Annotated in this window: 19 protein-coding genes and 1 rRNA gene; 9 read left to right on the plus strand and 11 right to left on the minus strand. The window is 71.3% G+C overall.

The features are described 5' to 3' along the window. Window positions 1-389: 389 nt before the first annotated feature. Entirely contained in the window at window positions 390-956 is a 567-nt protein-coding gene (locus ACFVTC_RS10645; RefSeq protein WP_168528411.1) for a DJ-1/PfpI family protein, read from the plus strand. A 147-nt stretch (window positions 957-1,103) separates the two neighbouring features. On the opposite strand, the gene ACFVTC_RS10650 is transcribed toward ACFVTC_RS10645, so the two are convergent. Both ACFVTC_RS10650 and ACFVTC_RS10655 read right to left on the minus strand, forming a co-directional pair. Continuing rightward, window positions 1,104-1,772, minus strand: a complete 669-nt coding sequence (locus tag ACFVTC_RS10650) for an HAD family hydrolase (RefSeq protein WP_390126159.1) — start codon at window positions 1,770-1,772, stop codon at window positions 1,104-1,106. A 44-nt stretch (window positions 1,773-1,816) separates the two neighbouring features. Further along, window positions 1,817-2,332: a DUF6912 family protein gene (locus ACFVTC_RS10655; protein ID WP_168528413.1), complete on the minus strand. Its 516-nt coding sequence runs from the start codon at window positions 2,330-2,332 to the stop codon at window positions 1,817-1,819. Window positions 2,333-2,673: 341 nt separating this feature from the next. Here ACFVTC_RS10655 and ACFVTC_RS10660 point away from each other — a divergent pair, with 341 nt between their 5' ends. After that, window positions 2,674-3,228 carry an Rv3235 family protein gene (locus ACFVTC_RS10660; protein ID WP_390126162.1) on the plus strand — a complete coding sequence of 185 codons (555 nt, stop codon included), beginning with the start codon at window positions 2,674-2,676 and terminating at the stop codon, window positions 3,226-3,228. 136 nt (window positions 3,229-3,364) lie between these two features. Here ACFVTC_RS10660 and secA read toward each other — a convergent pair whose 3' ends face one another. Then, a complete protein-coding gene (gene secA / locus ACFVTC_RS10665; RefSeq protein ID WP_390126164.1) occupies window positions 3,365-6,175 on the minus strand; it encodes a preprotein translocase subunit SecA in 2,811 nt (936 codons plus the stop codon). 243 nt (window positions 6,176-6,418) lie between these two features. Here secA and ACFVTC_RS10670 point away from each other — a divergent pair, with 243 nt between their 5' ends. Then, entirely contained in the window at window positions 6,419-7,003 is a 585-nt protein-coding gene (locus tag ACFVTC_RS10670) for a GNAT family N-acetyltransferase (protein ID WP_390126166.1), read from the plus strand. 161 nt (window positions 7,004-7,164) lie between these two features. Then, complete coding sequence (locus ACFVTC_RS10675) at window positions 7,165-8,355, plus strand: winged helix-turn-helix domain-containing protein (RefSeq protein ID WP_390126170.1); 1,191 nt, start codon at window positions 7,165-7,167, stop codon at window positions 8,353-8,355. A 37-nt stretch (window positions 8,356-8,392) separates the two neighbouring features. On the opposite strand, the gene ACFVTC_RS10680 is transcribed toward ACFVTC_RS10675, so the two are convergent. From ACFVTC_RS10680 to mtnA, 7 genes are all read right to left on the minus strand, one after another. Continuing rightward, a complete protein-coding gene (locus tag ACFVTC_RS10680) occupies window positions 8,393-9,139 on the minus strand; it encodes a response regulator (RefSeq protein WP_390126172.1) in 747 nt (248 codons plus the stop codon). Window positions 9,140-9,346: 207 nt separating this feature from the next. Beyond that, window positions 9,347-10,039: a ribosome hibernation-promoting factor, HPF/YfiA family gene (gene hpf, locus ACFVTC_RS10685; RefSeq protein ID WP_381237079.1), complete on the minus strand. Its 693-nt coding sequence runs from the start codon at window positions 10,037-10,039 to the stop codon at window positions 9,347-9,349. 315 nt (window positions 10,040-10,354) lie between these two features. Then, window positions 10,355-11,287 (minus strand): ComF family protein, encoded by a 933-nt coding sequence (locus ACFVTC_RS10690; RefSeq protein ID WP_390126174.1) that lies wholly within the window; start codon window positions 11,285-11,287, stop codon window positions 10,355-10,357. A gap of 265 nt (window positions 11,288-11,552) precedes the next feature. Then, window positions 11,553-13,391: an LpqB family beta-propeller domain-containing protein gene (locus tag ACFVTC_RS10695; protein ID WP_390126176.1), complete on the minus strand. Its 1,839-nt coding sequence runs from the start codon at window positions 13,389-13,391 to the stop codon at window positions 11,553-11,555. Further along, complete coding sequence (mtrB, locus tag ACFVTC_RS10700; RefSeq protein ID WP_390126178.1) at window positions 13,381-15,474, minus strand: MtrAB system histidine kinase MtrB; 2,094 nt, start codon at window positions 15,472-15,474, stop codon at window positions 13,381-13,383. Before mtrB ends, ACFVTC_RS10695 begins: the two co-directional genes overlap by 11 nt. Before the next feature lies 1 nt (window position 15,475). Next, on the minus strand, window positions 15,476-16,165 hold the full coding sequence (gene mtrA / locus ACFVTC_RS10705) for a two-component system response regulator MtrA (RefSeq protein ID WP_015659998.1): 690 nt from the start codon (window positions 16,163-16,165) through the stop codon (window positions 15,476-15,478). 8 nt (window positions 16,166-16,173) lie between these two features. Further along, the gene (gene mtnA, locus ACFVTC_RS10710; RefSeq protein WP_390126180.1) at window positions 16,174-17,319 is read right to left on the minus strand and encodes an S-methyl-5-thioribose-1-phosphate isomerase; all 1,146 of its coding nucleotides are present in this window, start codon (window positions 17,317-17,319) and stop codon (window positions 16,174-16,176) included. A 140-nt stretch (window positions 17,320-17,459) separates the two neighbouring features. Between mtnA and ACFVTC_RS10715 the strand changes: the two genes are divergently transcribed. From ACFVTC_RS10715 to ACFVTC_RS10735, 5 genes are read left to right on the plus strand one after another with little or no spacing between them, the layout of a single operon-like run. Further along, window positions 17,460-18,815, plus strand: coding sequence for a glycerophosphoryl diester phosphodiesterase membrane domain-containing protein (locus ACFVTC_RS10715; RefSeq protein WP_390126182.1), 1,356 nt, complete (start codon window positions 17,460-17,462; stop codon window positions 18,813-18,815). A 4-nt stretch (window positions 18,816-18,819) separates the two neighbouring features. Then, entirely contained in the window at window positions 18,820-19,557 is a 738-nt protein-coding gene (locus ACFVTC_RS10720) for a DUF4129 domain-containing protein (protein ID WP_390126184.1), read from the plus strand. Next, window positions 19,554-20,747, plus strand: coding sequence for a DUF4350 domain-containing protein (locus tag ACFVTC_RS10725; RefSeq protein ID WP_390126186.1), 1,194 nt, complete (start codon window positions 19,554-19,556; stop codon window positions 20,745-20,747). The genes ACFVTC_RS10720 and ACFVTC_RS10725 overlap by 4 nt, the downstream gene beginning before the upstream one ends. Then, the gene (locus tag ACFVTC_RS10730; RefSeq protein WP_390126188.1) at window positions 20,747-21,736 is read left to right on the plus strand and encodes an AAA family ATPase; all 990 of its coding nucleotides are present in this window, start codon (window positions 20,747-20,749) and stop codon (window positions 21,734-21,736) included. The genes ACFVTC_RS10725 and ACFVTC_RS10730 overlap by 1 nt, the downstream gene beginning before the upstream one ends. After that, window positions 21,736-23,046 (plus strand): DUF58 domain-containing protein, encoded by a 1,311-nt coding sequence (locus tag ACFVTC_RS10735; RefSeq protein ID WP_390126190.1) that lies wholly within the window; start codon window positions 21,736-21,738, stop codon window positions 23,044-23,046. The genes ACFVTC_RS10730 and ACFVTC_RS10735 overlap by 1 nt, the downstream gene beginning before the upstream one ends. 110 nt (window positions 23,047-23,156) lie before the next feature. Here the strand turns inward: ACFVTC_RS10735 and rrf are convergent. Beyond that, window positions 23,157-23,247, minus strand: a 5S ribosomal RNA gene (rrf, locus tag ACFVTC_RS10740); the annotation flags it as partial.

Consider the following 23,247-nt stretch of genomic DNA (forward strand, 5'->3'; position numbering starts at 1 on the left):
GCGCCCCCGCGAGATATCGCGCTGATCACGCCACCAGGCTATCGCTCCTCACCCCGGACTCGTCATGAGCCGTATGTGTACAAAACCGGGGGTCGAACTTTGACAGTCTGCACAGGGACGAATGGGACGGTAACGTGCAGTGCGGGCCACGGGGGCTGTCGGCGTGGGTCCCGCACGGGTCGCGGGGACGGCTTGCGCGCCGCCTGGAGGGGCACGGGGAACTGCGCGACCGGCGATCGGCCCGCGGCCGGCACACCCCCCGCGGTGCCCCGGCGAGCCGCCACTCCGTTCCCGAAACACCTGCGCGCCCCCTTGGCAGGACCCGTCCGCCGAGGCACGTTGCCCAGGACGGCCGACGAAGACGCACACGGCTCACAGAGCGGAGCGACATGGCAGCGAAGATCCTGATCGTCACCGGTGACGCGGCGGAGTCACTGGAGGTCCTGTACCCCTACCAGCGCCTGCGCGAGGAGGGGTACGAGGTCCACATCGCGGCCCCCAGCCGCAAGAAGCTCCAGTTCGTGGTCCACGACTTCGAACCCGGCTTCGACACGTACACCGAGAAGCCCGGCTACACCTGGCCCGCCGATCTCGCCTTCAGCGAGGTCGACCCCGGCCAGTACGTCGCCCTGGTGATCCCGGGCGGCCGCGCCCCCGAGTATCTGCGGGGCGACCCCGAACTCCGCAAGATCCTCAGGTCCTTCTTCGAGACGGACAAGCCCGTGGCCCAGATCTGCCACGGGCCGCTGCTCACCGCCTCCGTCGACGCCCTGCGCGGGCGCCGCGTCACCGCGTATCCGGCACTGGAGCCGGACATGCAGACCGCCGGCGCGACCTTCCAGGACACGGAGACGGTGGTCGACGGCACACTCGTCTCGGCACGCGCCTGGCCGGACCACTCCAGCTGGATGCGCGAGTTCCTCACGGTCCTGCGCGCGAAGGCGCCGGTGACCTGACCGGCGGTGAACTGCCCGGAGGTGAGCTGTCCGGCGGTGAACTGCCCGGAGGTGAACTGCCCGGCGTGCGGCCCGGCCCGTACGGAGCCCGGCTTCCCGGCGTACCGGCCGCCGGCGTCGCCGCCGTCAGGCCGCCGGCGTCCGCGGTCAGGCCGCCAGCCGCTCGGCCTCCTCGACCGCTTCGGCCAGGCTGTCCACCACGGGCACACCCACCACTTCGAGGCTGGCGCGGCCGTGCGATCCGCCGGTGTAGAGCACGGCCCGCGCCCCCACGTGCAGCGCGGCGACCGCGTCGTCGGCGGCGTCCCCGATCACGACCGTGCGTCGTGGATCCACCCCGGCGAGCGCGCCGATGTGCCGCACCATGTGCTCCGCCTTGCTGCCGCCGGACGGTCCCGTCCGCCCGTCCACCCGTACGAAGTGCGGCTCGATACCGAACCCTCTGACCAGCGGGACCAGCTCGTCATGGCCGTACATGCTCAGCAGTGACTGACTGTGCCCCGCCGACCGCCACCCGGCGAGCAGCGTCGCCGCCCCCTCGGTCAGCTCGCAGCCCGTGCGGTGCTGCGTGTAGTACCGGTGGAAGGTGTCGTCCATGATCTCCCACTCGGCGTCCGTCGGCAGCCTCCCCATCAGCCGCTCGTAGAACTTGGGCACCGGGACGCAGTACAGCGCCCGGTACCGGTCCAGCGTGATCGGCTCCAGCCCCAGTTCGGCGAACGCCGCGTTCGTCGCGCCGATGATCGCGGTGTTGTCGTGGAACAGAGTCCCGTTCCAGTCCCACACGATGTGCGCCGCTGCTCCGTGCTTCCCCATACCAAGAACGTACCCGGCTCCACCGACAACCGGACGGGGGCGTCTCAGTCCCCGAGTCCCACCAGGTTGGGGATCTCCTGCGTCGCGAACCACAACAGCTCGTGGTCCTCCGCCCCGTCCACGACGAACTGCGCGTCGTCGTCCCCGTGGTCGGCCGCCCCGAGCGCCCGCACGGCGGCCGACACGTCCTCCTCGGCGTCGTCGGCGTCGACGTGCACCGCGGCCGCCTTGGCCAGCGGCACCGCCCCGGACACCCGCACCTCGCCGAGCGCCACCGGATCGAGCCCCCGGTCGGGATCGGCTGCCGCGGCGCGGTCGGGGACGTCGACGGCGACGACCACCCGGCGCCGCGCGGTGTCCCGCTCCCCCGCGAGCAGCCGGAGAGAGGCCAGCGCGGCCCGGTTCAGCGCCGCGTACTCGAGCTCCTCGATGTCGTCGGAGAGATACCACTCGCGCAGGGCGGGCGTGACGGCGTACGCCACGAACGGTCCCGTTCCCAGTTCCCCCGTCTTGTGCGCCTCGGCGAGCCCGGAGAGGGTCAGGGGGACGTAGACGCGCATGGCTGGCCGCTTTCGTAGTCGGGGAGCTCCTGGATGGTCGGGGAGCTCCTGGGAGGGCTGTCCCGCGCCTCCCGGGAGGGCCTTCAGGATACGGGTGGGCGTCCTCTTTCGGGTCCCGGGCCCGACCGCCCGCGACGTCCACCCCCGGCCCGCGATTCACCCGGTACGCCCCTGTCGCGCCAAGGCTCCCGCACCCGTCGGTCACCCTGATAGGTGAATCCTCCGGCCGCCGCGACGCGCGCCGGACATCCTTGCGGGCCCCCGCTCCGGCCTCGTACAAGATCTCCGACACGAAAGTTACCGCCCGGTACCGACCGGGCCGCAGCGAGCGGGGACGACTCATGAACAAGGTGATGACCAGGACGGGGCGCCGCCCGGGCACCCGCCCTCCCGGCCGCCAGGACACCCGTCGCCCGGGAGGCGCCCCGCCCCGCGCCCCGGGCGGCGGCGCCCCTCGCACGGCCCCCGCGGGCAGCCCGCCGCCGTCACCCCCGTACACCACGCCGGTCCCGGCCCCCTGCCCGGACGGGACCCGGCAGCGGCCCGCTCCGCAGCCCCGGCCCACCGACCTCTTCGCCGACCGCCTGCTCGCCGTGCTGAGCGGTCAGCGCCCCGTCCACTGCATGCTGCGCCACACCGCGGGCCGCGCCTACGACGAGCTCGCCTGGCTCGCCGAACGTGGCCGGCTGCGCACCCGTGGCAGCCGGCCGGTCGTCCGCGACATCGGCTACTACGTCCCCCGCCCCGGTGCGATCGAGGCTTTCGCCCGCATCGGCGCCGGTGACCAGATCCGCGCCATGGCCTTCCGCCTGGAACAGGGACCCGACCTCCGCTGGCGGTGCACGGCTGTGGAGCTGGGCGGCCCCCGCATGCCCCGCGCCGCCGACGACGGCTGAACGACGCGAAGGGCCGGACACCCGAGGTGCCCGGCCCTTCGACCCATCAGCCCATCAGCCCGTCACGGCGCGGTCCCACCGGACCGGTCGGCCCTCCCGGGCCACTCGGCCCTCCGGGGCTCAGCCGTCACGGCCGTCACTTCTTGCGGCGGCGACCGATGCTCTTCTGCTGCTTGCGGCGCTCCGCACGCGTGAGTCCGTCCGCCTCGGAGCGCACGGGCTCGTCGTCGTTGGTGAAGTCACCCTCGACCACGCCGCCCTCACCGTCCACGGTGGGCGCGGAGAAGTGCAGCCGGTCGGGACGCTGCGGAGCGTCGAGCCCCTTGGCGCGGATCTCGGGACGCGCGCCCGCGGGGACGACGTCCTCCTTCTCCAGCGACGGCGCGGCGTCCTCGACCGGGACCTCCTCGACCTGCTGCTCGACCTGGACCTCCAGGTTGAACAGGTAGCCGACGGACTCCTCCTTGATGCCGTCCATCATGGCGCCGAACATGTCGAAGCCCTCGCGCTGGTACTCGACCAGAGGGTCCTTCTGCGCCATGGCGCGCAGGCCGATGCCCTCCTGGAGGTAGTCCATCTCGTAGAGGTGCTCACGCCACTTGCGGTCCAGCACCGAGAGCACGACCCGACGCTCCAGCTCGCGCATGATCTCGGAGCCGAGCTGCTCCTCGCGCGCCGCGTACTGCTCGTGGATGTCGTCCTTGACGGACTCGGAGATGAACTCGGCGGTCAGACCGGCGCGGTCGCCGGCCGCCTCCTCCAGCTCCTCGACGGTGGCCTTCACCGGGTAGAGCTGCCTGAAGGCGCCCCACAGGCGGTCCAGGTCCCACTCCTCGGCGAAGCCGTCGGCGGTCTCGGCCCCGATGTACGCGTCGATCGTGTCGTCCATGAAGTGCTGGATCTGCTCCTGCAGGTCCTCGCCCTCCAGGACGCGGCGGCGCTCGCCGTAGATGACCTCGCGCTGGCGGTTGAGCACCTCGTCGTACTTCAGGACGTTCTTGCGGGTCTCGAAGTTCTGCTGCTCGACCTGCGACTGTGCGGACGCGATCGCGCGCGTGACCATCTTGTTCTCGATCGGCACGTCGTCCGGCACGTTCGCCATCGACATCACGCGCTCGACCATCTGGGCCTTGAACAGGCGCATCAGGTCGTCACCGAGGGAGAGGTAGAAGCGGGACTCGCCCGGGTCGCCCTGACGGCCGGAGCGACCGCGCAGCTGGTTGTCGATGCGCCGCGACTCGTGGCGCTCGGTGCCCAGTACGTAGAGCCCGCCGAGGTCCTTGACCTCCTCGTTCTCCGCCTTGACGGCCTGCTCGGCCTTCTCCAGGGCGGCGGGGAGGGCGGCGGCCCACTCCTCGATGTGCTCCTCGGGGTCGAGGCCGCGCTGACGCAGCTCGGCCTCGGCGAGGTCCTCGGGGTTGCCGCCGAGCTTGATGTCGGTGCCTCGGCCGGCCATGTTCGTGGCGACGGTCACGGCACCCCGGCGGCCCGCCTGGGCGACGATCGTGGCCTCGCGGTCGTGCTGCTTGGCGTTCAGCACCTCGTGCTGGATGCCGCGCTTGGAGAGCTGCTGCGAGAGGTACTCGGACTTCTCGACCGACGTCGTGCCGACGAGGATCGGCTGGCCCTTCTCGTGCTTCTCCGCGATGTCGTCGACCACCGCGTCGAACTTGGCCACCTCGGTGCGGTAGATCAGGTCCGACTGGTCCTTGCGGACCATGGGCTTGTTGGTCGGGATCGGGACGACGCCGAGCTTGTAGATCTGGTGGAACTCGGCGGCCTCGGTCATCGCCGTACCGGTCATGCCGGAGAGCTTGCTGTAGAGGCGGAAGAAGTTCTGCAGGGTGATCGTGGCGAGGGTCTGGTTCTCGTCCTTGATGTCCACCCCTTCCTTCGCCTCGATCGCCTGGTGCATGCCCTCGTTGTAGCGGCGGCCGGCGAGGATACGGCCGGTGTGCTCGTCGACGATCATGACTTCGCCGTCGATGACGACGTAGTCCTTGTCCTTCTTGAAGAGTTCCTTGGCCTTGATGGCGTTGTTCAGGTAACCGACGAGCGGGGTGTTCACCGACTCGTACAGGTTGTCGATACCCAGCCAGTCCTCGACCTTGGCCACGCCGGGCTCGTGGATGGCGACGGTGCGCTTCTTCTCGTCGACCTCGTAGTCGCCGGTCTCCTCGATGCCCTTGAGGGGGTTGCCGGCCTCGCCCTTCTTGAGGCGGGTGACCAGCTTGGCGAAGTCGCCGTACCACTTGGTGGCCTGGTCGGCCGGGCCGGAGATGATCAGCGGCGTACGGGCCTCGTCGACGAGGATGGAGTCGACCTCGTCGACGATCGCGAAGTTGTGACCGCGCTGGACGAGTTCGTCCTGGGCCCACGCCATGTTGTCGCGCAGGTAGTCGAAGCCGAACTCGTTGTTCGTGCCGTAGGTGATGTCGCACGCGTACTGCTCGCGGCGCTGGGCCGGCGTCATGTTGGCCAGGATGCAGCCGACGTTCAGGCCCAGGAACTTGTGGACGCGGCCCATCATTTCGGAGTCGCGCTCGGCCAGGTAGTCGTTGACCGTGATGAGGTGGACGCCGTCTCCGGAGAGGGCGTTCAGGTACGCGGGCAGCGTGCCGACCAGGGTCTTGCCCTCACCGGTCTTCATCTCCGCGACGTAGCCGAGGTGGAGCGCGGCGCCACCCATCATCTGCACGTCGTAGTGACGTTGGCCGAGGACGCGCTTGGCGGCCTCACGGACCGTGGCGAACGCCTCGGGCAGCAGGTCGTCGAGGCTTTCGCCGTCGGCGTACCGCTGCTTGTACTCATCGGTGAGGGCCCGCAGCTCGGCGTCGGAGAGGTCGACGAAGTCCTCTTCGATGGAGTTGACCTGGTCCGCGATGCGGTGCAGCTTGCGCAGGATCTTGCCTTCGCCTGCACGCATGATCTTCGAGAGGACGGACACGGGGGTTTGTCTCCTTGCCGGTCGGGCCTGGGACGGTCGGTTTGAATGGCGGTGTCAAGAGCAGCTTGAGCAACGGCCATCGTAAGCGAGGACCCCACCGCGCCGGGAGGTCTGCCCACGACAGCCACTAGGACAACGGACAGGGGTTGCGTAAGGTGCCGCGTCCACGCAGCGAAAAGTAACCGAAGCATCACCCAGGGCAAAGGAATGGCGCCCTTACGGCAGCCCGAGCAGAATCGCCCGATGGACCCCGTCACGCTCGCCACCGACCGCCTGCTCCTGCGCACCGTGGGTTCGCACGACACCGACGCCGTGTTCGACGCCGTCCAGGATCCCGACATCCAGCGCTGGACCACCATCCCGTCGCCCTATCTGCACGAACACGCGACGGGGTTCACGGCCCAGCTGGTGCCCGACGGCTGGTCGGACGGCTCGATGTTCACCTTCGGCGTCTTCCTCCCTTCCGGGGAACTGGTGGGCATGCTCGGCATCACCATGCGCTCCCTGGGTGTCGGCGAGGTCGGCTTCTGGGCCACGAAGGAGCACCGGGGCAACGGCTACCTCACCGAAGCCACCGTCGCGGCCTCACGCTGGGCGTTCACCAGCCTCGCCGTCGACCGCGTCGAATGGCGCGCCGAGGTCGGCAACCATGCCTCCCGCGCGGTGGCCGAGCGGGCCGGCTTCACCATGGAGGGCACGCTCCGCTCCGCCATCAACAACAAGGGCGTCCGCCGCGACTGCTGGATCGGCTCCCTGATCCCCTCGGACCTGGGCCTGCCCTCGACGGCGCCCTACCTCCCGCCCCCTTCCGGGCCGCCGACCGTCTGAGACCCGGGCAGCCGAGACCCGGACACCGGGAACGGGGAGAGCCGGCGCGGCGCCGGGAACGGGGAGAGCCGGCCGCCGGCCGGGCGCGTCGGCGGTGGCCTCCCCGGCCCCGGACCACGGGCCCGGCCCCCGATGTCAGTGCCACCGCCTATCGTGCGGGCATGACGAGTCTCCCGCGTCCCGCCACCGACCTCTCCGCCGACGAGGCCCGCCGCATCGTCCTGCGCGCCCAGGGTTTCCTGGGGGCCCCGGACCGCAGGTCGGGCGTCCGCGGGGTCCTGCGACACCTGGGCGCGGTCCAGCTCGACACGATCTCCGTCCTCGCCCGCTCCCATGAACTCGTCCCGTACGCCCGGCTGGGCGCGGTGGGCCGCAGGACGGTGGACGACGCCTACTGGACACCGGGTGCCGGCGGCGCCCCTCACGCCTTCGAGTACTGGTCCCACGCGGCCTGCATCCTCCCCATCGAGGAGTGGCCCCACTTCGCCTTCCGCCGCCGCGCCTACCGCGCCCGCCCGCACTGGAACCACGCCCTGCCGGACGGCACCTACGACCAGGTCATCAAGCAGCTCCGCACCGAAGGCCCGCTCACGGCGACGGACTTGGGCGGCGCGAAGAAGACCAGCGAGTGGTGGGACTGGTCGGGCACGAAGGTCGCCGTGGAGCGCGCGCTGATGTACGGCGAGGTGGTGTGCACCGAGCGGCGCGGCTGGAAGCGGGTGTACGACCTCGCGGAGCGCGCCGTCCCCGACACCCTGCTCCATGACGAGCTGGACGACGCGGAGTGCCTGCGCCGCCTGGTCCGCCTCGCCGGCCAGTCCCTGGGCGTCGGCACCCGCGCGGACATCGCCGACTACCACCGGCTCAAGGGCGAGCAGGTCGACGCGGCGATCGCGGACTCGGGGCTGGTCCCGGTGGCCGTGGAGGGCTGGGGCAAGCCGGCGTGGGCCGATCCGGCCGCCCTGGAGACCGCGCCGCGCGGCCGTCACCGCACGACGCTGCTGTCCCCGTTCGACTCGCTCGTCTGGGAGCGGGCCCGGACGGAGCGAATCTTCGGCTTCACCCACCGCCTGGAGGCGTACACGCCCAAGCCGAAGCGGATCCACGGCTATTTCGCGATGCCGGTCCTCGCCGGCGGCCGACTGGTCGGCCGGGTGGATCCCGCCCGGGAGGGGAACACCCTGGTCGCCAAGCAGGTCACCCTGGACGGCGCCAAGGCCGTCCCCGCGGTGGCCCAGGCACTGGTGGAGGCCGCGAGCTGGGTGGACTGCACGAGCGTGCGCGTGGAGCGGGTGGACGCGCCCGAGCTGCGCGACCCGCTGACGAGGGAGCTGGCGCACGCCCTCGGGTGACGCACCCGGACCGGCCGGCTGATCCGGACGACAGCCCTCAGCGGATCTCGAGGATCTTCTCCCGCATCGCGTACACCACCGCTTCCATCCTGGAGTGCAGCTGGAGCTTCTCCAGGATGTTGCGCACGTGGTTCTTCACCGTGTTCTCGGAGATGAACAACTCCTTGGCGATATCCCGGTTGTTCATTCCGGTCGCGACGAGCTTGAGGACTTCCAGCTCGCGATCGGTGAGCCGCGGCGCCGGCACCAGCCGGCGCTCGTCGGTCCGCTGGATCATCGACTTGAACTCGGTGAGCAGTTTCGACGCCATCGAAGGGCTGATCTGCGACTGACCGTCCGCCACCGCGCGAATGGCCGTGGCCACCTCGTCCGTGGAGATCTCCTTGAGGAGATATCCGGTCGCGCCGGCCTTGATCGCGTCGTAGAGGTCGGCCTCCTCGTCGCTGATCGTCAGCATGATGATCTTCGCGCTGGGGGCCACCTCCTTGATGGAGGTGCATGCCTCGATGCCGCCCCGTTTCGGCATGCGTACATCCATCAGCACGATGTCCGGGAGCAGATCGGCCGCCTTGTCGACCGCCTCCGCCCCGTCCCCCGCCTCGCCGACGACCTGGATGTCCTCCTCGGCCGCGAGCACGATCTCCAGACCGCGGCGGAAGAGGGCGTGGTCGTCCACGACCAGGACACGGATGGGCTCCTTGCGTGAGGTGCCCGCGTCCGGGCTCGTACCGGCGCCCCCGCCGTCGGCATCCTCGACACGCATCGGTCCGAAGCTGTCCGCCATCGTTCCTCCCCCTGAAGGCCGTGGCCCGTGTTCCTGTGCCATCGCCAACCCAAGGCAACAGCCCCCCGGTTGGGGCCGGTGCGGCCATGATTTCATGCCCGGACGACAGTGGGGTGACAGAGCGGGTCGCGAAGTGGTCGCACACCGGTGCCCCTGGGGGCGCACGCGCGCACCAGGGGCACCGGCTCTGTCGTCGTCGGGGCGGGTCTAGCCGCCGAGCGCACCGCCCGGCGCGTCCGATCCGGCCTGGGTGACCATCGGGTCCGTGCTGAGGTGGATGACGCCGTAGTCGTACGCGTGCCGCCGATAGACGACACTCGGCTCCTTGGTCTCGGAGTCGACGAACAGATAGAAGTCGTGCCCGACCAGCTCCATCTCGTAGAGCGCCTGGTCGAGCGTCATCGGGGCGGCCACGTGGGTCTTCTCCCGGACGACGAGGGGCCCTTCCCCCATGACCTCGAGGGAGCCGATCTTCTTGGTCGGCACGCTGTCGGGCTCGTCCTCGTGGACAACACTCCCGTTCCCGTTCAGTGTCGCGGCACCCGGGACGTGGTCGGCGACCTCCGCGGCCGAGAGCCGGCCGTTGCCACGGCGGGTGTAGCGCTTGTCGTGCTGCTTGCGCAGCCGGGCTTCGAGCTTGTCCGCCGCCAGGTCGAGTGCTGCATACGGGTCGCTCGCCGCTGCCTCCGCCCGGATCACCGGACCGCGGGAGCGGAGCGTGATCTCCACTCGGTCACAACGGTCGGCCTGCCGGGGGTTGGGCTCCTTGGACACCTCGACGTCGAGGCTGATCACCTTGCCATCGAGCTTCTGGATCTTCTCCAGCTTCAGCTTCTCGGCCACGTGCTTGCGGAACCGCTCGGGCACCTCGGTCTTGCGGCCCTTGACGACGATGTCCACGCAGAACTCCGTTCCCGGATAGCCCCGCTCCACAGGCGGAGCATCTCCCTTTTGCACCAGATCCCGGTGAGCCCCGGAACCTCGGACTCGGTGACTTTCACCTCCTCCTCCCCCATGGGCAAGATCTACACCCCATGGCGGGCGGGTGATTCAGAAACCCGCAGCACGGCATTCGGATATACGAGGTGTGGCCAGCGCCAACGGCCTCACAACCGAACATATCTCGCCCGGACGGATGTCGTCACCCTCTACTGCGGCGTACCTCCGTTCAGGTGAATTGACCTGGTCATTACCAGCAACGATGGAAGTTCTCAGTCAGTTCCGGTTGATTTCGAAACCATCCGGCGTTGCCGCGACCACAGCGGCACAGATCATGGCGCCGGCTCGGCTCGTGTCCGTCATCCCGCGAGCCGCCGGATCACGTTCCTCCACCTCTCTCGTCGCCTCGGTCATCCGTTTCCCCACTCGTCTCCGCATCCGTTCCCCCGTTGCTTCCCCGGCTTCCCTTCCGTATGCATCGGCGCCCTCCACCGCCACCCGTACGGCGCGCGCCGCCTCCGCCAGGGAGGCTCCGGTCGTCATCAGGTCGTCCACCAGCACCACCCGGCCGGCGCCCGCCAGCAGCCGATCGCCTCCCGTGGCGACCTCCAGCGCGCCCGCGAGATTGCGCAGCCTCTGCCGGGAGTCGAGTCCCGCCTGGTCGGCCACGGCGCGCCGCTGCCGCAGCACGGCCAGCACCCGCACCGGCGCTCCCGTGCGCCGCAGTTCCCCGGCGGCCGCGAGGGCGATCCGGCGCGCCGGATCGTGACCGCGCGCCCGCACCGCCCGCCGCGAGGAGGGCACCGGAACGAGCAGCACGGGTCCCAGCCCGCCGGGGGACCCCAGCCACCCGCTCCCCACGCTCAGAGGCCCGTCCGAGGCCGCCGGAAGCCCGTGCGGGTCCGGGTGGAGCGGGAGTCCCGAAGCCGCCCTCACAGCCCCCGCCAGGGCTGTTCCCAGCGGTGTCGCCAGTGTCAGTGCCCCCCGTTCCTTGTGCGCGAGGAGTGCCGCGCGCACTTCGTCCTCGTACGAGGCCGCCGCGTGCACGACCGGCAGCCCGGGCGGCGCCGGATCCGGGCGCACCCGGCGCGGGGCGGCCCCGCTCAGGGCGGCACGGCACTCCGGGCAGAGCACCGTGCGAGGTCTCCCGCAGCCTCCGCACTCGGCCGGCAGCACCAGGTCGGTGAGGTCCTGCCACCACGCCCGCATGTCCACCACTGTGCCAACACCACGGCCGACCGGCCACCCCTGTGGACAACCGCCTGTGGACAACCGGACACCCGTCACCCGTGGGGGCCGGTCCTCGGCCGGGACGGCTGTCGGACCAGCCCGCACGGAGCCCCCATGGCCTCACGGAACGCGAAGAGGGCCGCCCCGGAACCACGGGACGACCCCACCTCGACACGCAACGGACACGCACAGGCACACGCACACGCACACGGCAGCGAACGAAAGAGAACGGCAGAGAACCGACCTACCCGGGGTACACCGGCGCCGTGCCGTTCTTGACGACCTTCTGCCACTGCTCCCCGGACGACAACCGCACGATCCCGTCCTCCTCCGAGTGCGCCACCAACGGCAGCCGCTCGTCCTCGGACGCGGCGATCTCCTTCACGCCCGTCAGCGCGGAGGGCGCCGCGCCCACCGGAGTGGAGCCGTCGACCTGGACGTACCGCATCTGCAGCACGCCCTCGGACTCCCGCCCGACGACCACGAGCCGACTGTCCCCGGCCCAGGACATGGCCGTGACCTCCTCCAGCTGCGGTGCGACCGGTTGCAGTTCGAGAACCGAGACGCTGGGCCGCTCACCGGTGTCCCGGTCGATGCGCCCGATCTGCAGCGAACTCTTGCCGTCCTTCTCGACGATCAGCGCGACCCGCACCCCGTCGGCGGCCACCCGTACCGCCTTGATCCGCCCGTCGAGTCCCGGCGTCGAGACCTGCCGCGGTGCGCCCGCGCCCTTCTCCAGCAGCAGCAACCGGGGGTTCGCGGGATCCCGGTCCGCCACCCACAGGTCGCCACGGCCGTCCCAACTGGGCGTCGTCAGGCGGTCCTGTGCCGTCTTGCCCTGGCTGTGCAGCACCGCGTCACCGAGCGAGGCGCCCGACACCAGCGAGCCCACGTACAGCGAACTCCCGTCGACCGACACGCCGGCGGCGCTGTCCTCGTCCCGGGACACCGCGGCGGCCCGCAGCTTCTTGCCGCCGTCGCCCAGCGGGCCGGGCACCGGCTCGGCCTCCTTGCCACCGTTGGTGCTGGACAACCGTACGAGGCGCTGCTTGCCGTCGATGAAGTACTCGAACCCGGGGTGCTCGGCCGCACGTTGCGAGGCGATGACCTCCGCGTGGTCCTCGCTGAGCACGCACAGCTGCGAACCGTTCGACCGCTGCAGCTCCACCTCGTCGACCCCCGTGGGCGTCAGGTCCCGGAAGGTGAGCAGGAGCTGGGCCGCCATCCTGTCGCACTGGGCCCTGCCGACCCGGTCGGCCTTGTGGTTCAGCGGGACCGTCACCCTGTTGCGGTCGTCGGGCGACAGCGAGGTGACGCCCGCCTTCAGATCCGTGCCGGACGGGAAGCTCGACGTGACCACCGGATCGAGCCAGCGCGTGGGCCCCTTCAGCAGCGCCCGGACCATCTCGGTCATCGGGTCCACCTTCTCGCGCACATAGACCGGATCGGCGACGGTCCCCAGCTGCCCGGCGGCCCCGGAGTGAGCGTTCGAGGCGAAGTAGTACTTGTTGACGGACACGTAGTTGCGCTGGAAGTCGGAGTTGCCCATCACCACGCCCTGCGGCAGCCCGTCGATGCGCCACTGCTTGGTGTCCTTCTGCCGGGTGAGGTGCACCGTCGCGTGGTACGCGGCCGAGTCCGGCGTGTACGCGTGCTGGTCGTTGACCGTGGCGACCTTGGTCCCGGCCAGTACGTACGAATAGCTGCCGTCGCTGTCCTGGGCCTTCACCGACTGCTGCGACCTGGCGTCGGGCCCGTCGGTGAGGACGGTCGTGGAGCTGAAGGGGTCCCAGGTCTTGCGCGCGGCCGTAGTCAGATATTTGAGCGCCGTCTTGTACTGCGCGTCGTCACTGGTCAGTGCCTCCAGGAACCCCTGCACGATCTCGGCCGGCCGGGCGTCCTCGCGCGGCGGCAGCGCGAAGACGCGGACCTGCGAGTCCTGCCTCGGCGTGGACTCGACCCCCCGCAGATCCCCGTTGTCCGGCATCGAGGCGCACCCCGTCAGCAGCAGCGCACCGCAGCCGAGGTACACCCCCACGCGTACGGGACGCAGCCGGCCGCTCCCCTCGCGGTCAGCGCCCACGGAATGTCTCCCCTTGTCCGAGCTCTTCGTGCTGCCCGAGCTCCTCCTGCTCGCCACGGTCTTCCGCGGTCCGCTCCCCACCCGCTGCGGGCGTGCCGTCCGGCCGTCGCACGGCCCCGGCGGGCCGCGGCACCACGCGGGCGCCGTTGCCCGGCAGCGCCGTCGGATCGGCCGTGGGCGACACCCCGGCCATACGTGACTCCATGGACGTGCGCGGCGGCATCGGGGGCGGCGCGTGAGCGCCCGTGGACTGCGCCGGCACCGTGGCGAGTTTGCCGCCACCGCCGGAGGGCAGTCCCGCCTCGCTGAGTCCGCGATTGCGCCGCGAGTCCTTGGGCTCCAGGGGTATCGGGGACCCCCGCAGCGGCTCGTCCGCCGTCCGCGGCAGCGTCAGCCGGAACTGCGAACCACCGCCCGGTTCGCCCCACGCCTGGAGCCAGCCGCCGTGCAGCCGGGCGTCCTCGAGGGCGATCGACAACCCGAGTCCGGTACCGCCGGTGGTGCGCGCGCGGGCCGGGTCCGCGCGCCAGAAGCGGCTGAAGACCCGGGTCGCCTCGCCGGGCTTGAGGCCCACGCCGTAGTCGCGCACCGCGATCGCGACCGCTCCGCCCGCCGCGGCCAGCTTGACCACGACCTCCTTGCCGTCGCCGTGCTCCACGGCGTTGACCACGAGATTGCGCAGCACCCGCTCCACCCGCCGGGCGTCCGCCTCGGCGATCACGGGCTGCGCGTCACCGACGATCCGTACCGGGGAGCCCTTGCGCTCGGCGAGCGGCTCGGCACCGCTGACCACCCTGCGTACGACCTCCCTGAGGTCGATCGCGTCGGCCTCCAGCGCCGCCGCGCCCGCGTCGAACCGGCTGATCTCCAGCAGGTCCGCGAGCAGCGTCTCGAAACGGTCCAACTGATCGGCGAGCAGCTCGGCCGAGCGGGCGGTCATCGGATCGAAGTCCACGCGCGCGTCGTGGATGACGTCGGCGGCCATCCGGACGGTAGTCAGCGGCGTACGCAGCTCGTGCGACACGTCCGACACGAAGCGGCGTTGCATCCGCGACAGCTCCTCCAGCTGCTGGATCTTCAGCTGGAGGTTCTGCGCCATCTTGTTGAAGGCCTCACCGAGCCGGGCGATGTCGTCCTCGCCGGTGACCTTCATCCGTTCCTGCAGGTGCCCGGCGGACAGTCGCTCGGCGATACCGGCCGCCATCCGCACCGGCGTGACGACCTGGCGCACCACGAGCCAGGCGATGGCTCCCAGCAGCACCACGACGAACAGGCCGGCCGTCGCGAGCGTCCCCTTGACCAGGCTCAGCGACTTCTCCTCCTGCGTCAGCGGGAAGAGGTAGTACAGCTGGTACGGGTCTCCGTTCGGGTCGTTGACCTGTTTGCCGACGACCAGCGCGGGCTGCGACTGCGTGCCGTCCTTGTAGACGACACGGGTGTAGCTCTGGGCCGCCAGCGTGCTGCTGTCGACGCGGGCCCGCAGGTTCTCCGGCACGCTCAGTGTCGGATCGACGTCACCCGAGGAGCGCGGCCCGAGCCCGGCACCACCGGAACCGACCGCGGTGGAACTGAGCGTCACCACGTCGAAAGCGCCCTGGCCACCACTGGACAGGGACACGACGAGGTCGGTCATCCACTGGCTGACGTTCTTGGAGAGGCGGTCGTCCGTGCCGGACCCCGCGTCACCGTTCGCCGTGGCGGTCGCGTCCGCCTTCTGCTTGGCCACCGAGAATCCGCCGGTCGCCTGGCTCTGTGACGCCTTCACCTTGGCGTCCAGCAGACCGTTGCGCACCTGCCCGATCACGACGAAGCCGAGCAGCAGCACGACGCCCAGGGACATCAGGAGCGTCGTGACGACGATCTTGAGCTGGATGTTGCGCCGCCACAGCCGCATCACCGGCAGCAGCGGACGGCGCACCCAGCGCACGAGCAGCCGGAGGACCGGACTGCCCTTGACTCCGCCCTGGAGCAGCCCGCCCGCCATGAGCCGCTCCCAGCCGGAGCCCGTCATGGTCCGGCCGACAGGCCGCTCCGCGCGGTTCCCCGGCTGTCCGGGCGCCGAAGCGGCACTGTCCCTGGACACGTCAGCTCGGTCCCGCCTTGTAACCGACTCCTCGGACGGTCACCACGATCTCCGGCCGCTCCGGGTCCTTCTCGACCTTGGAGCGCAGCCGCTGGACATGGACGTTCACCAGACGGGTGTCCGCCGCGTGCCGGTAGCCCCACACCTGCTCCAGGAGCACCTCACGCGTGAACACCTGCCAGGGCTTGCGCGCCAGCGCCACCAGGAGGTCGAACTCCAGCGGCGTCAGCGCGATCGACTGTCCGTCCCGCTTCACGGAGTGACCGGCGACGTCGATCACGAGGTCGCCGATGGCCAGCTGCTCCGGCGCCGGCTCCTCGGAACGACGCAGCCGCGCCCTGATCCTCGCCACCAGCTCCTTCGGCTTGAACGGCTTCACGATGTAGTCGTCGGCACCCGACTCGAGGCCCACCACGACATCGACGGTGTCGCTCTTCGCCGTGAGCATCACGATAGGTACCCCGGACTCCGCCCTGATCAGGCGGCACACCTCGATGCCGTCCCGGCCGGGAAGCATCAGGTCCAGAAGCACCAGATCGGGCTTGGTCTCACGGAAAGCGGCCAGCGCCTTGTCGCCGTCGGCTACGAACGACGGCTCAAAACCTTCACCACGCAACACGATGCCGAGCATCTCGGCCAGTGCGGTGTCGTCATCGACGACAAGGACTCGTCCCTTCATAAACGACATCATCCCATTAACTAAATCGTTACCTGGCGTGACCTGTCACACAGCTCGGCAAGCGCCTCAGCCGTCACGGGCGAAACAACGCCCTCTTCGGTCACGATCGCCGTCACCAACTCGGGCGGCGTCACATCGAATGCCGGGTTGTACGCCTGGGTTCCCAGGGGTGCCACCGGTATCCCGCCTCCCGCTTCCACTCCCACCACCGGCACCTGCGGCGCGGTGAGCTCGGTCACCTCATGACCGGGGCGCTGCTCGACCTCGATGGAGGCTCCGTCCGGGGTGTCCGGATCCACCGTCGTCACCGGCGCCACCACGATGAACGGCACGTGGTGATACCGGGCCAGCACCGCGAGCGGATAGCTCCCCACCTTGTTCGCCACCGAACCGTCGGCGGCTATCCGATCGGCCCCGACGAGCACCGCGTCCACCTCACCCGCCGCGAACAGGGATCCCGCCGCGTTGTCCGTGAGCAAGGTGTACGCCATTCCGTTGCGCGCCGCTTCGTAAGCCGTCAGGCGAGCACCTTGCAGCAACGGACGCGTTTCGTCCACCCAGAGCCGCCGCAGCTGCCCCACCCGATGCGCCGCGAGGGCCACCGCGAACGCCGTACCCTCGCCTCCGGACACCAGCGCCCCGGAGTTGCAGTGGGTCAGGATCCGGTGACCGCCGCCCGGCAGCAGCTCGTCCAGCAGCCCCAGCCCGTGCACCGCCATCCGGGCACTGGCCCGGGCGTCCTCCCGGTGCAGCGCCCGCGCCGCGGCCAGCGCCGCCTCCCCGGCCGCCCGCTGGTCACCGCCGCCGGAGAGCGCTCCTCGGTACGCCGCCTGCGCCCGGCGCACACCCACGGCGAGGTTCACCGCCGTCGGCCGGGCCCCGGCCAGCGCACGGGCGGCATCCTCGACGTCGAAGCCGCGCACCGCGGCGAGCGCGACACCGTACGCCCCGGCGATGCCGAGCAGCGGCGCACCGCGCACGGCCAGCGTGCGGATCGCCTCCACCAGCGCCGGGGCATCCGTGCACACCAGCTCGACTTCCTCGGCCGGCAGCCGTGTCTGGTCGAGAAGGACCACTACGGGCCCTTCAGGTGGTTCCTCCCAGCGGATCGCCGGTATCTCCATTGGCCCGTCGTGCTCGCGGGATTGCGCGTACTGATCAGCCATCCGCCCAGTCTGCCCCGTACCCGGCGGACAATTGAAGATGTGCAGCCCATACGGCGGCCGGTCCCCTCCCGGGCACACCGTGACACGATGGCTGCCAACCTGCCGCCGCGCCCGCGGACGCGCACCGTGAAGGAGCGACGATGAACGACACTCCGGGCTGGGCCTCGCCCGGATCCGCCCCCTCCGACGGGCACGAGCCGGACGGCTCCGGCACCGCGCAGCCCCCGGAGCGGCCCTCGGACCAGGGCGGCCCCGACCAGCCGGAGCCGCCCTCGAAGTGGTCCAAGGAACAGCCCCCGCCCGGCCAGTGGTCCGCCCCCAGCCCCCAGGGCCCCGGCCGGACCCCGCCCCCGCCTCCGCCCGGACCCGGCTGGGGCGGCGGCCGGCCTCCCGGCCCCGGCGGCCCGGCGGGTCGCGGCGGCGGCTACGGAGCCTGGGGCGGACCCGGCCGCGGACCAGGAGGTCCCACCGGCTGGGGCGGAAACTGGGGCGGCCCGCCCCCCGCCGCCAAGCCCGGCGTCATCCCGCTGCGCCCGCTCGGCGTCGGCGAGATCCTCGACGGCGCGGTCTCCACGATGCGCACGTACTGGCGCACGGTCCTGGGCATCTCGCTGACCGTCGCCGTCGTCACGCAGATCGCGGTCATCCTGCTCCAGGGCTTCTTCCTGAACGACAACGCCGACACCGACGCCCTCAACGACCCGAGCGCCACCGTCGGCGAACTGAGCCACGCCCTGGGCTCCGCCCTGCTCAGCTCGGGCATCGTCCTGCTCATCACCCTGCTCGGCACCATCGTCGCGACGGCGCTGCTCACCTCCGTCACCAGCCGCGCGGTGCTCGGCAAGCCCGTCACCGCCACCGAGGCATGGCGGGACGCCCGCCCCCAGCTGCTGAAACTGTTCGGTCTGACCTTCCTGCTGCCGCTCCTCGCCTGCGCGATCATCGGCGTCGGCGTCCTGCCGGGTGTGATCATCGCGTTCGCCGGCGCGAGCGGCCCCGGCGCGGCACTCGCCGCCCTGGGCGGACTCGGCGCGGCCGTCGTCGCCCTCTGGCTGATGATCCGCTTCTCCCTCGCCTCTCCGGCGCTCATGCTGGAGAAGCAGGGCGTCCTCAAGTCGATGAGCCGCTCCGCCAAGCTCGTCCGCGGCTCCTGGTGGCGGATCTTCGGCATTCAGCTGCTCGCCACGATCATCGCCAACATCGTCGCGTCGATCGTCGTCATCCCGTTCTCCATCCTCGCCGCCGCCCTCAGCGGCAACGGCATCAGCGGCTTCCTCAACAGCGGCGGCGGCAGCCTGGGCTGGACGTTCCTCGTCATCAGCGGGATCGGCTCGGTCATCGGGTCCATGCTCACCTTCCCGATCACCGCCGGCGTCACCGTGCTCCTCTACATCGACCAGCGCATCCGCCGCGAGGCCCTCGACCTCGACCTGGCCCGCGCCGCCGGCGTACGGGACTACGAGTCCCACGCCCCCGGCACCACCGCGGGAGGCTGACGGAGTGAGTCCGGCGGGGGGAGTTCTCACTACGCTGCGAGCGCTGCCGCACACCGGCGCCGCGGCCGTCCTCGCGCTGCCGCACGGCGGCGACGAACCACCGGTGACGATCCCGCGCGACCCCGCACGGGAGGCGGCCAGGCGCGAACTGTCCAAGCGGATGTACCACGAGAACGAACCCAGCCTGGTCCAACGCGCCCTGAACGCCTTCTGGGACTGGGTCGACAAGCTGTTCGGAGCCGCGTCCTCCGCGGCCCCCGGCGGCGCCCTCGGACTACTGGTGATCGTGGTGGCCGTACTCGCCGTCGTCGCCGCCCTCTGGTGGCGCCTGGGCACCCCGCAACGCGCACCCGCCTCGGCCGCCGCGCTCTTCGACGCCCGCCCCCGCAGCGCCGCCGAACACCGCTCGGCGGCCGAGGCCCACGCCGCCCAGGGCCACTGGAACCAGGCCGTCCAGGAACGCATGCGCGCCATCGTCCGCTCCCTGGAGGAACGCACCCTCCTCGACCCGCGCCCCGGCCGTACCGCGGACGAGGCGGCCGCCGAGGCGGGCCGCACCTTGCCCGGACACACGGAACGACTGCGCGCCGCCGCCCGCGACTTCGACGACGTCACGTACGGCGGCCGGCCCGCCGGCTCCAGCGCCTACGGCCGCCTCACCGAGCTCGACCGCGACCTGGAGCGCAGCAAACCCGTGCTCACGGGCAGCGCCCACCACACCGGCCGCGGAGCCGCCTCATGACCGAGGCCGCCCTCCCCTCCACCTCGGCGTCGCCCACCGCCCGCCAGGTGTGGACGCGCGCCCGAGGAGTCACCCTCGCGGTCGTGATCCTGCTGGCGGCCGCCGTGGCGATCGCCGCGATCCGCTCCGGCGCCCAGCACGGCCGCCTCGACCCGCGCTCCGCCGACCCCTACGGCAGCCGCGCCGTCGCCGAACTCCTGGGCGACCGCGGCGTCTCCACCCGCGTGGTCACCACCCTGGACGAGGCCCGCGCCGCGGCCGGCCCCGACACCACCCTGCTCGTCGCCGCCCCCGACCTGCTGACCGACAGCCAGCGGACCGGCCTCCACAGGGCGACCGCGAGCTCCGGCGGCCGCACGATCCTGATCGCCCCCGAAGCTCCCTCCCTCGGCACCCTCGCCCCCGGCGTCACCGCCGACCCCGCGATCAGCTTCGACTCGACGCTCGCGCCCGACTGCGACCTGCCGGCCGCCCGCCGCGCGGGCAGCGCCGACACCGGCGGCATCCGCTACACCACCACCGCCCTCGACGCCGACTCCTGCTACCCCAGCGACGGCCTGTCCACCCTGCTGCGGATCCCGGCAACCTCCGAGAACGGCGACACCGTCGTCGTCGGCGCCCCCGACATCCTCTACAACAACCGTCTCGACCAGCAGGGCAACGCCTCGCTCGCCCTCCAACTGCTCGGTTCCCGCCCCCATCTGGTCTGGTACCTCCCCTCCCTGTCCGACACCTCGGCGACCGACGCGGGCGGCAAGACCTTCTTCGACCTGCTGCCCTCGGGCTGGCTCTGGGGCACCCTGCAACTCCTCATCGCCGCGGGCCTGGCCGCCTTCTGGCGAGCACGCCGACTCGGTCCCCTCGTCCCCGAACGCCTGCCCGTCGCGATCCGCGCCTCGGAAACCGTCGAGGGCCGCGCCCGCCTCTACCGCAAGGCCGACGCCCGCGACCGCGCCGCCGACGCCCTGCGCTCCGCCACCCGCACCCGCCTCGCCCCCCTCGTCGGCGTGTCCCCCACCCAGGCTCACGCGCCCGAGGCCCTGCTCCCCGCCCTGTCCGCCCAGCTCCACGGCGACGGACAGTCCTCCCTGCACCCCCTCCTCTTCGGGCCGCCGCCCCGCGACGACGCGGCCCTCGTCTCCCTCGTCGACCGACTAGACGCCCTCGAAAGAGAGGTACGCCGTTCATGATGGCCCCGACCACTGACAACGCCGGGTACACCGGGGATCCGGGCGCCGCCCGCTCCTCCCTGGAAGCCCTGCGCGCCGAGATCGCCAAAGCCGTGGTCGGCCAGGACCCCGCCGTGACCGGCCTCGTCGTCGCCCTCCTGTGCCGCGGACACGTGCTCCTCGAGGGAGTCCCCGGGGTCGCCAAGACGCTGCTCGTCCGCGCCCTGGCCTCGGCACTGGAACTCGACACCAAGCGTGTCCAGTTCACTCCCGACCTGATGCCGAGCGACATCACCGGCTCGCTCGTCTACGACGCCCGCACCGCCGAGTTCTCCTTCCAGCCCGGCCCGGTCTTCACCAACCTGCTGCTCGCCGACGAGATCAACCGCACCCCGCCCAAGACGCAGTCGTCCCTCCTCGAGGCGATGGAGGAACGCCAGGTCACGGTCGACGGCACGCCCCGACTGCTCCCGGAGCCCTTCCTCGTCGCAGCCACCCAGAACCCGGTCGAGTACGAGGGGACGTACCCCCTGCCGGAGGCCCAACTCGACCGCTTCCTGCTCAAACTGACGATCCCTCTCCCCTCCCGCGAGGACGAGATCGACGTCCTCACCCGGCACGCCGAGGGATTCGACCCACGCGATCTGCGGGCCGCCGGCGTACGCCCCGTGGCGGGCCCTGCCGACCTGGAAGCCGCGCGCACCGCCGTCGCCAAGACCGCGGTGTCTCCCGAGATCACCGGCTATGTGGTGGACATCTGCCGCGCCACCCGGGAATCGCCGTCCCTCACCCTCGGTGTCTCCCCGCGCGGCGCGACGGCCCTCCTCGCGACGGCCCGCGCCTGGGCGTGGCTGACCGGCCGCGACTACGTCATCCCGGACGATGTGAAGGCCCTGGCCCTCCCCACTCTCCGCCATCGCATCCAGCTGCGCCCCGAGGCCGAGATGGAGGGCGTGACCAGCGACTCGGTCATCAACGCGATCCTCGCCCACGTCCCCGTCCCCCGCTGATGGCACTCACCGGGCGCGCCGCTCTCCTGGCGGCCATCGGCACCATCCCCATCGGCGTCTGGGAACCGAGCTGGACGGGCATCCTCGCCGTGAACGCCCCTCTGGCGCTGGCCTGCGCCTGCGACGCGGCCCTGGCCGCACCGGTACGCCGTCTCGGTCTGACCCGCTCCGGCGACACCTCGGTACGCCTGGGCGAGACCGCCGACGTCACTCTGAGCGTCACGAACCCCTCGGGCCGCCCCCTGCGTGCCCGCCTCCGCGACGCCTGGCCCCCGAGCAGCTGGGAAGCCGGCACCGAGGTGGCCGCGTCCCGTCACCGTCTGACGGTCCCGCCCGGCGAACGCCGCCGGCTGACGACCCGGCTGCGCCCCACTCGCCGCGGCGACCGGCACGCCGACCGCGTCACGATTCGCTCGTACGGTCCACTCGGTCTGTTCTCCCGCCAGGGCAGCCACAAGGTCCCGTGGACGGTGCGCGTCCTGCCCCCGTTCACCAGCCGCAAGCACCTCCCGTCCAAACTGGCCCGGCTCCGTGAACTCGACGGCCGCACCAGCGTCCTGACCCGCGGCGAGGGCACCGAGTTCGACAGTCTGCGCGAGTACGTCCCCGGCGACGACACCCGGTCCATCGACTGGCGTGCCACGGCTCGCCACTCCACGGTCGCCGTCCGCACCTGGCGCCCCGAACGCGACCGCCACATCCTCCTGGTCCTCGACACGGGCCGCACCTCGGCGGGCCGTGTGGGTGACGCCCCGCGCCTCGACGCCTCCCTGGACGCGGCCCTGCTCCTCGCCGCGCTGGCTTCCCGGGCCGGCGACCGCGTGGACCTCCTCGCGTACGACCGTCGGGTACGCGCCCTCGTCCAGGGCCGCGCGGCCGGCGACGTCCTGCCCTCCCTGGTCGCCGCGATGGCCACCCTGGAGCCGGAGCTCGTCGAGACCGACGCACGCGGCCTGACCGCCACGGCACTCCGTACGGCCCGGCGCCGCTCCCTGATCGTCCTGCTGACGACGCTCGACGCGGCCCCGGTCGAGGAGGGCCTGCTCCCCGTCCTCTCCCGTCTCACACAGCGTCATACGGTTCTGGTGGCTTCGGTCGCCGATCCGCATGTCGCCCGCATGGCGAGGGCCCGCGGCAACGCCGACGCCGTGTACGAGGCGGCGGCAGCGGCCCACGCCCAGGCGGAACGGCGTCGCACGGCAGAGCAGTTGATGCGCCATGGGGTGACGGTCGTGGACGCGACTCCGGACGATCTGCCCCCCGCTCTCGCGGACGCGTATCTGTCCCTCAAGGCGGCAGGACGCCTGTAAGCCGGCACAAAAAAAGGGGCCTCTTTCCCAAGAGGCCCCCAAATAAAAAAATCCCGAACGCAGAAAACCCCCGTACCGATTTCCCGGTACGGGGGTCTCCCACAATATTTGTTCGGCGGCGTCCTACTCTCCCACAGGGTCCCCCCTGCAGTACCATCGGCGCTGTGAGGCTTAGCTTCCGGGTTCGGAATGTAACCGGGC

It is taken from the genome of Streptomyces sp. NPDC057950 (genome assembly GCF_042887295.1).
In the GTDB taxonomy this organism is placed as follows: domain Bacteria; phylum Actinomycetota; class Actinomycetes; order Streptomycetales; family Streptomycetaceae; genus Streptomyces; species Streptomyces kaempferi.

Coding starts and splice junctions, on each gene's coding strand:
- ACFVTC_RS10645 (WP_168528411.1), top strand. CDS start 390: ATGGCAGCGAAGATCCTGATCGTCACCGGTGACGCGGCGGAGTCACTG.
- ACFVTC_RS10650 (WP_390126159.1), bottom strand. CDS start 1,772: ATGGGGAAGCACGGAGCAGCGGCGCACATCGTGTGGGACTGGAACGGG.
- ACFVTC_RS10655 (WP_168528413.1), bottom strand. CDS start 2,332: ATGCGCGTCTACGTCCCCCTGACCCTCTCCGGGCTCGCCGAGGCGCAC.
- ACFVTC_RS10660 (WP_390126162.1), top strand. CDS start 2,674: ATGAACAAGGTGATGACCAGGACGGGGCGCCGCCCGGGCACCCGCCCT.
- ACFVTC_RS10670 (WP_390126166.1), top strand. CDS start 6,419: ATGGACCCCGTCACGCTCGCCACCGACCGCCTGCTCCTGCGCACCGTG.
- ACFVTC_RS10675 (WP_390126170.1), top strand. CDS start 7,165: ATGACGAGTCTCCCGCGTCCCGCCACCGACCTCTCCGCCGACGAGGCC.
- ACFVTC_RS10680 (WP_390126172.1), bottom strand. CDS start 9,139: ATGGCGGACAGCTTCGGACCGATGCGTGTCGAGGATGCCGACGGCGGG.
- ACFVTC_RS10690 (WP_390126174.1), bottom strand. CDS start 11,287: ATGCGGGCGTGGTGGCAGGACCTCACCGACCTGGTGCTGCCGGCCGAG.
- mtrA (WP_015659998.1), bottom strand. CDS start 16,165: ATGATGTCGTTTATGAAGGGACGAGTCCTTGTCGTCGATGACGACACC.
- mtnA (WP_390126180.1), bottom strand. CDS start 17,319: ATGGCTGATCAGTACGCGCAATCCCGCGAGCACGACGGGCCAATGGAG.
- ACFVTC_RS10715 (WP_390126182.1), top strand. CDS start 17,460: ATGAACGACACTCCGGGCTGGGCCTCGCCCGGATCCGCCCCCTCCGAC.
- ACFVTC_RS10725 (WP_390126186.1), top strand. CDS start 19,554: ATGACCGAGGCCGCCCTCCCCTCCACCTCGGCGTCGCCCACCGCCCGC.
- ACFVTC_RS10730 (WP_390126188.1), top strand. CDS start 20,747: ATGGCCCCGACCACTGACAACGCCGGGTACACCGGGGATCCGGGCGCC.
- ACFVTC_RS10735 (WP_390126190.1), top strand. CDS start 21,736: ATGGCACTCACCGGGCGCGCCGCTCTCCTGGCGGCCATCGGCACCATC.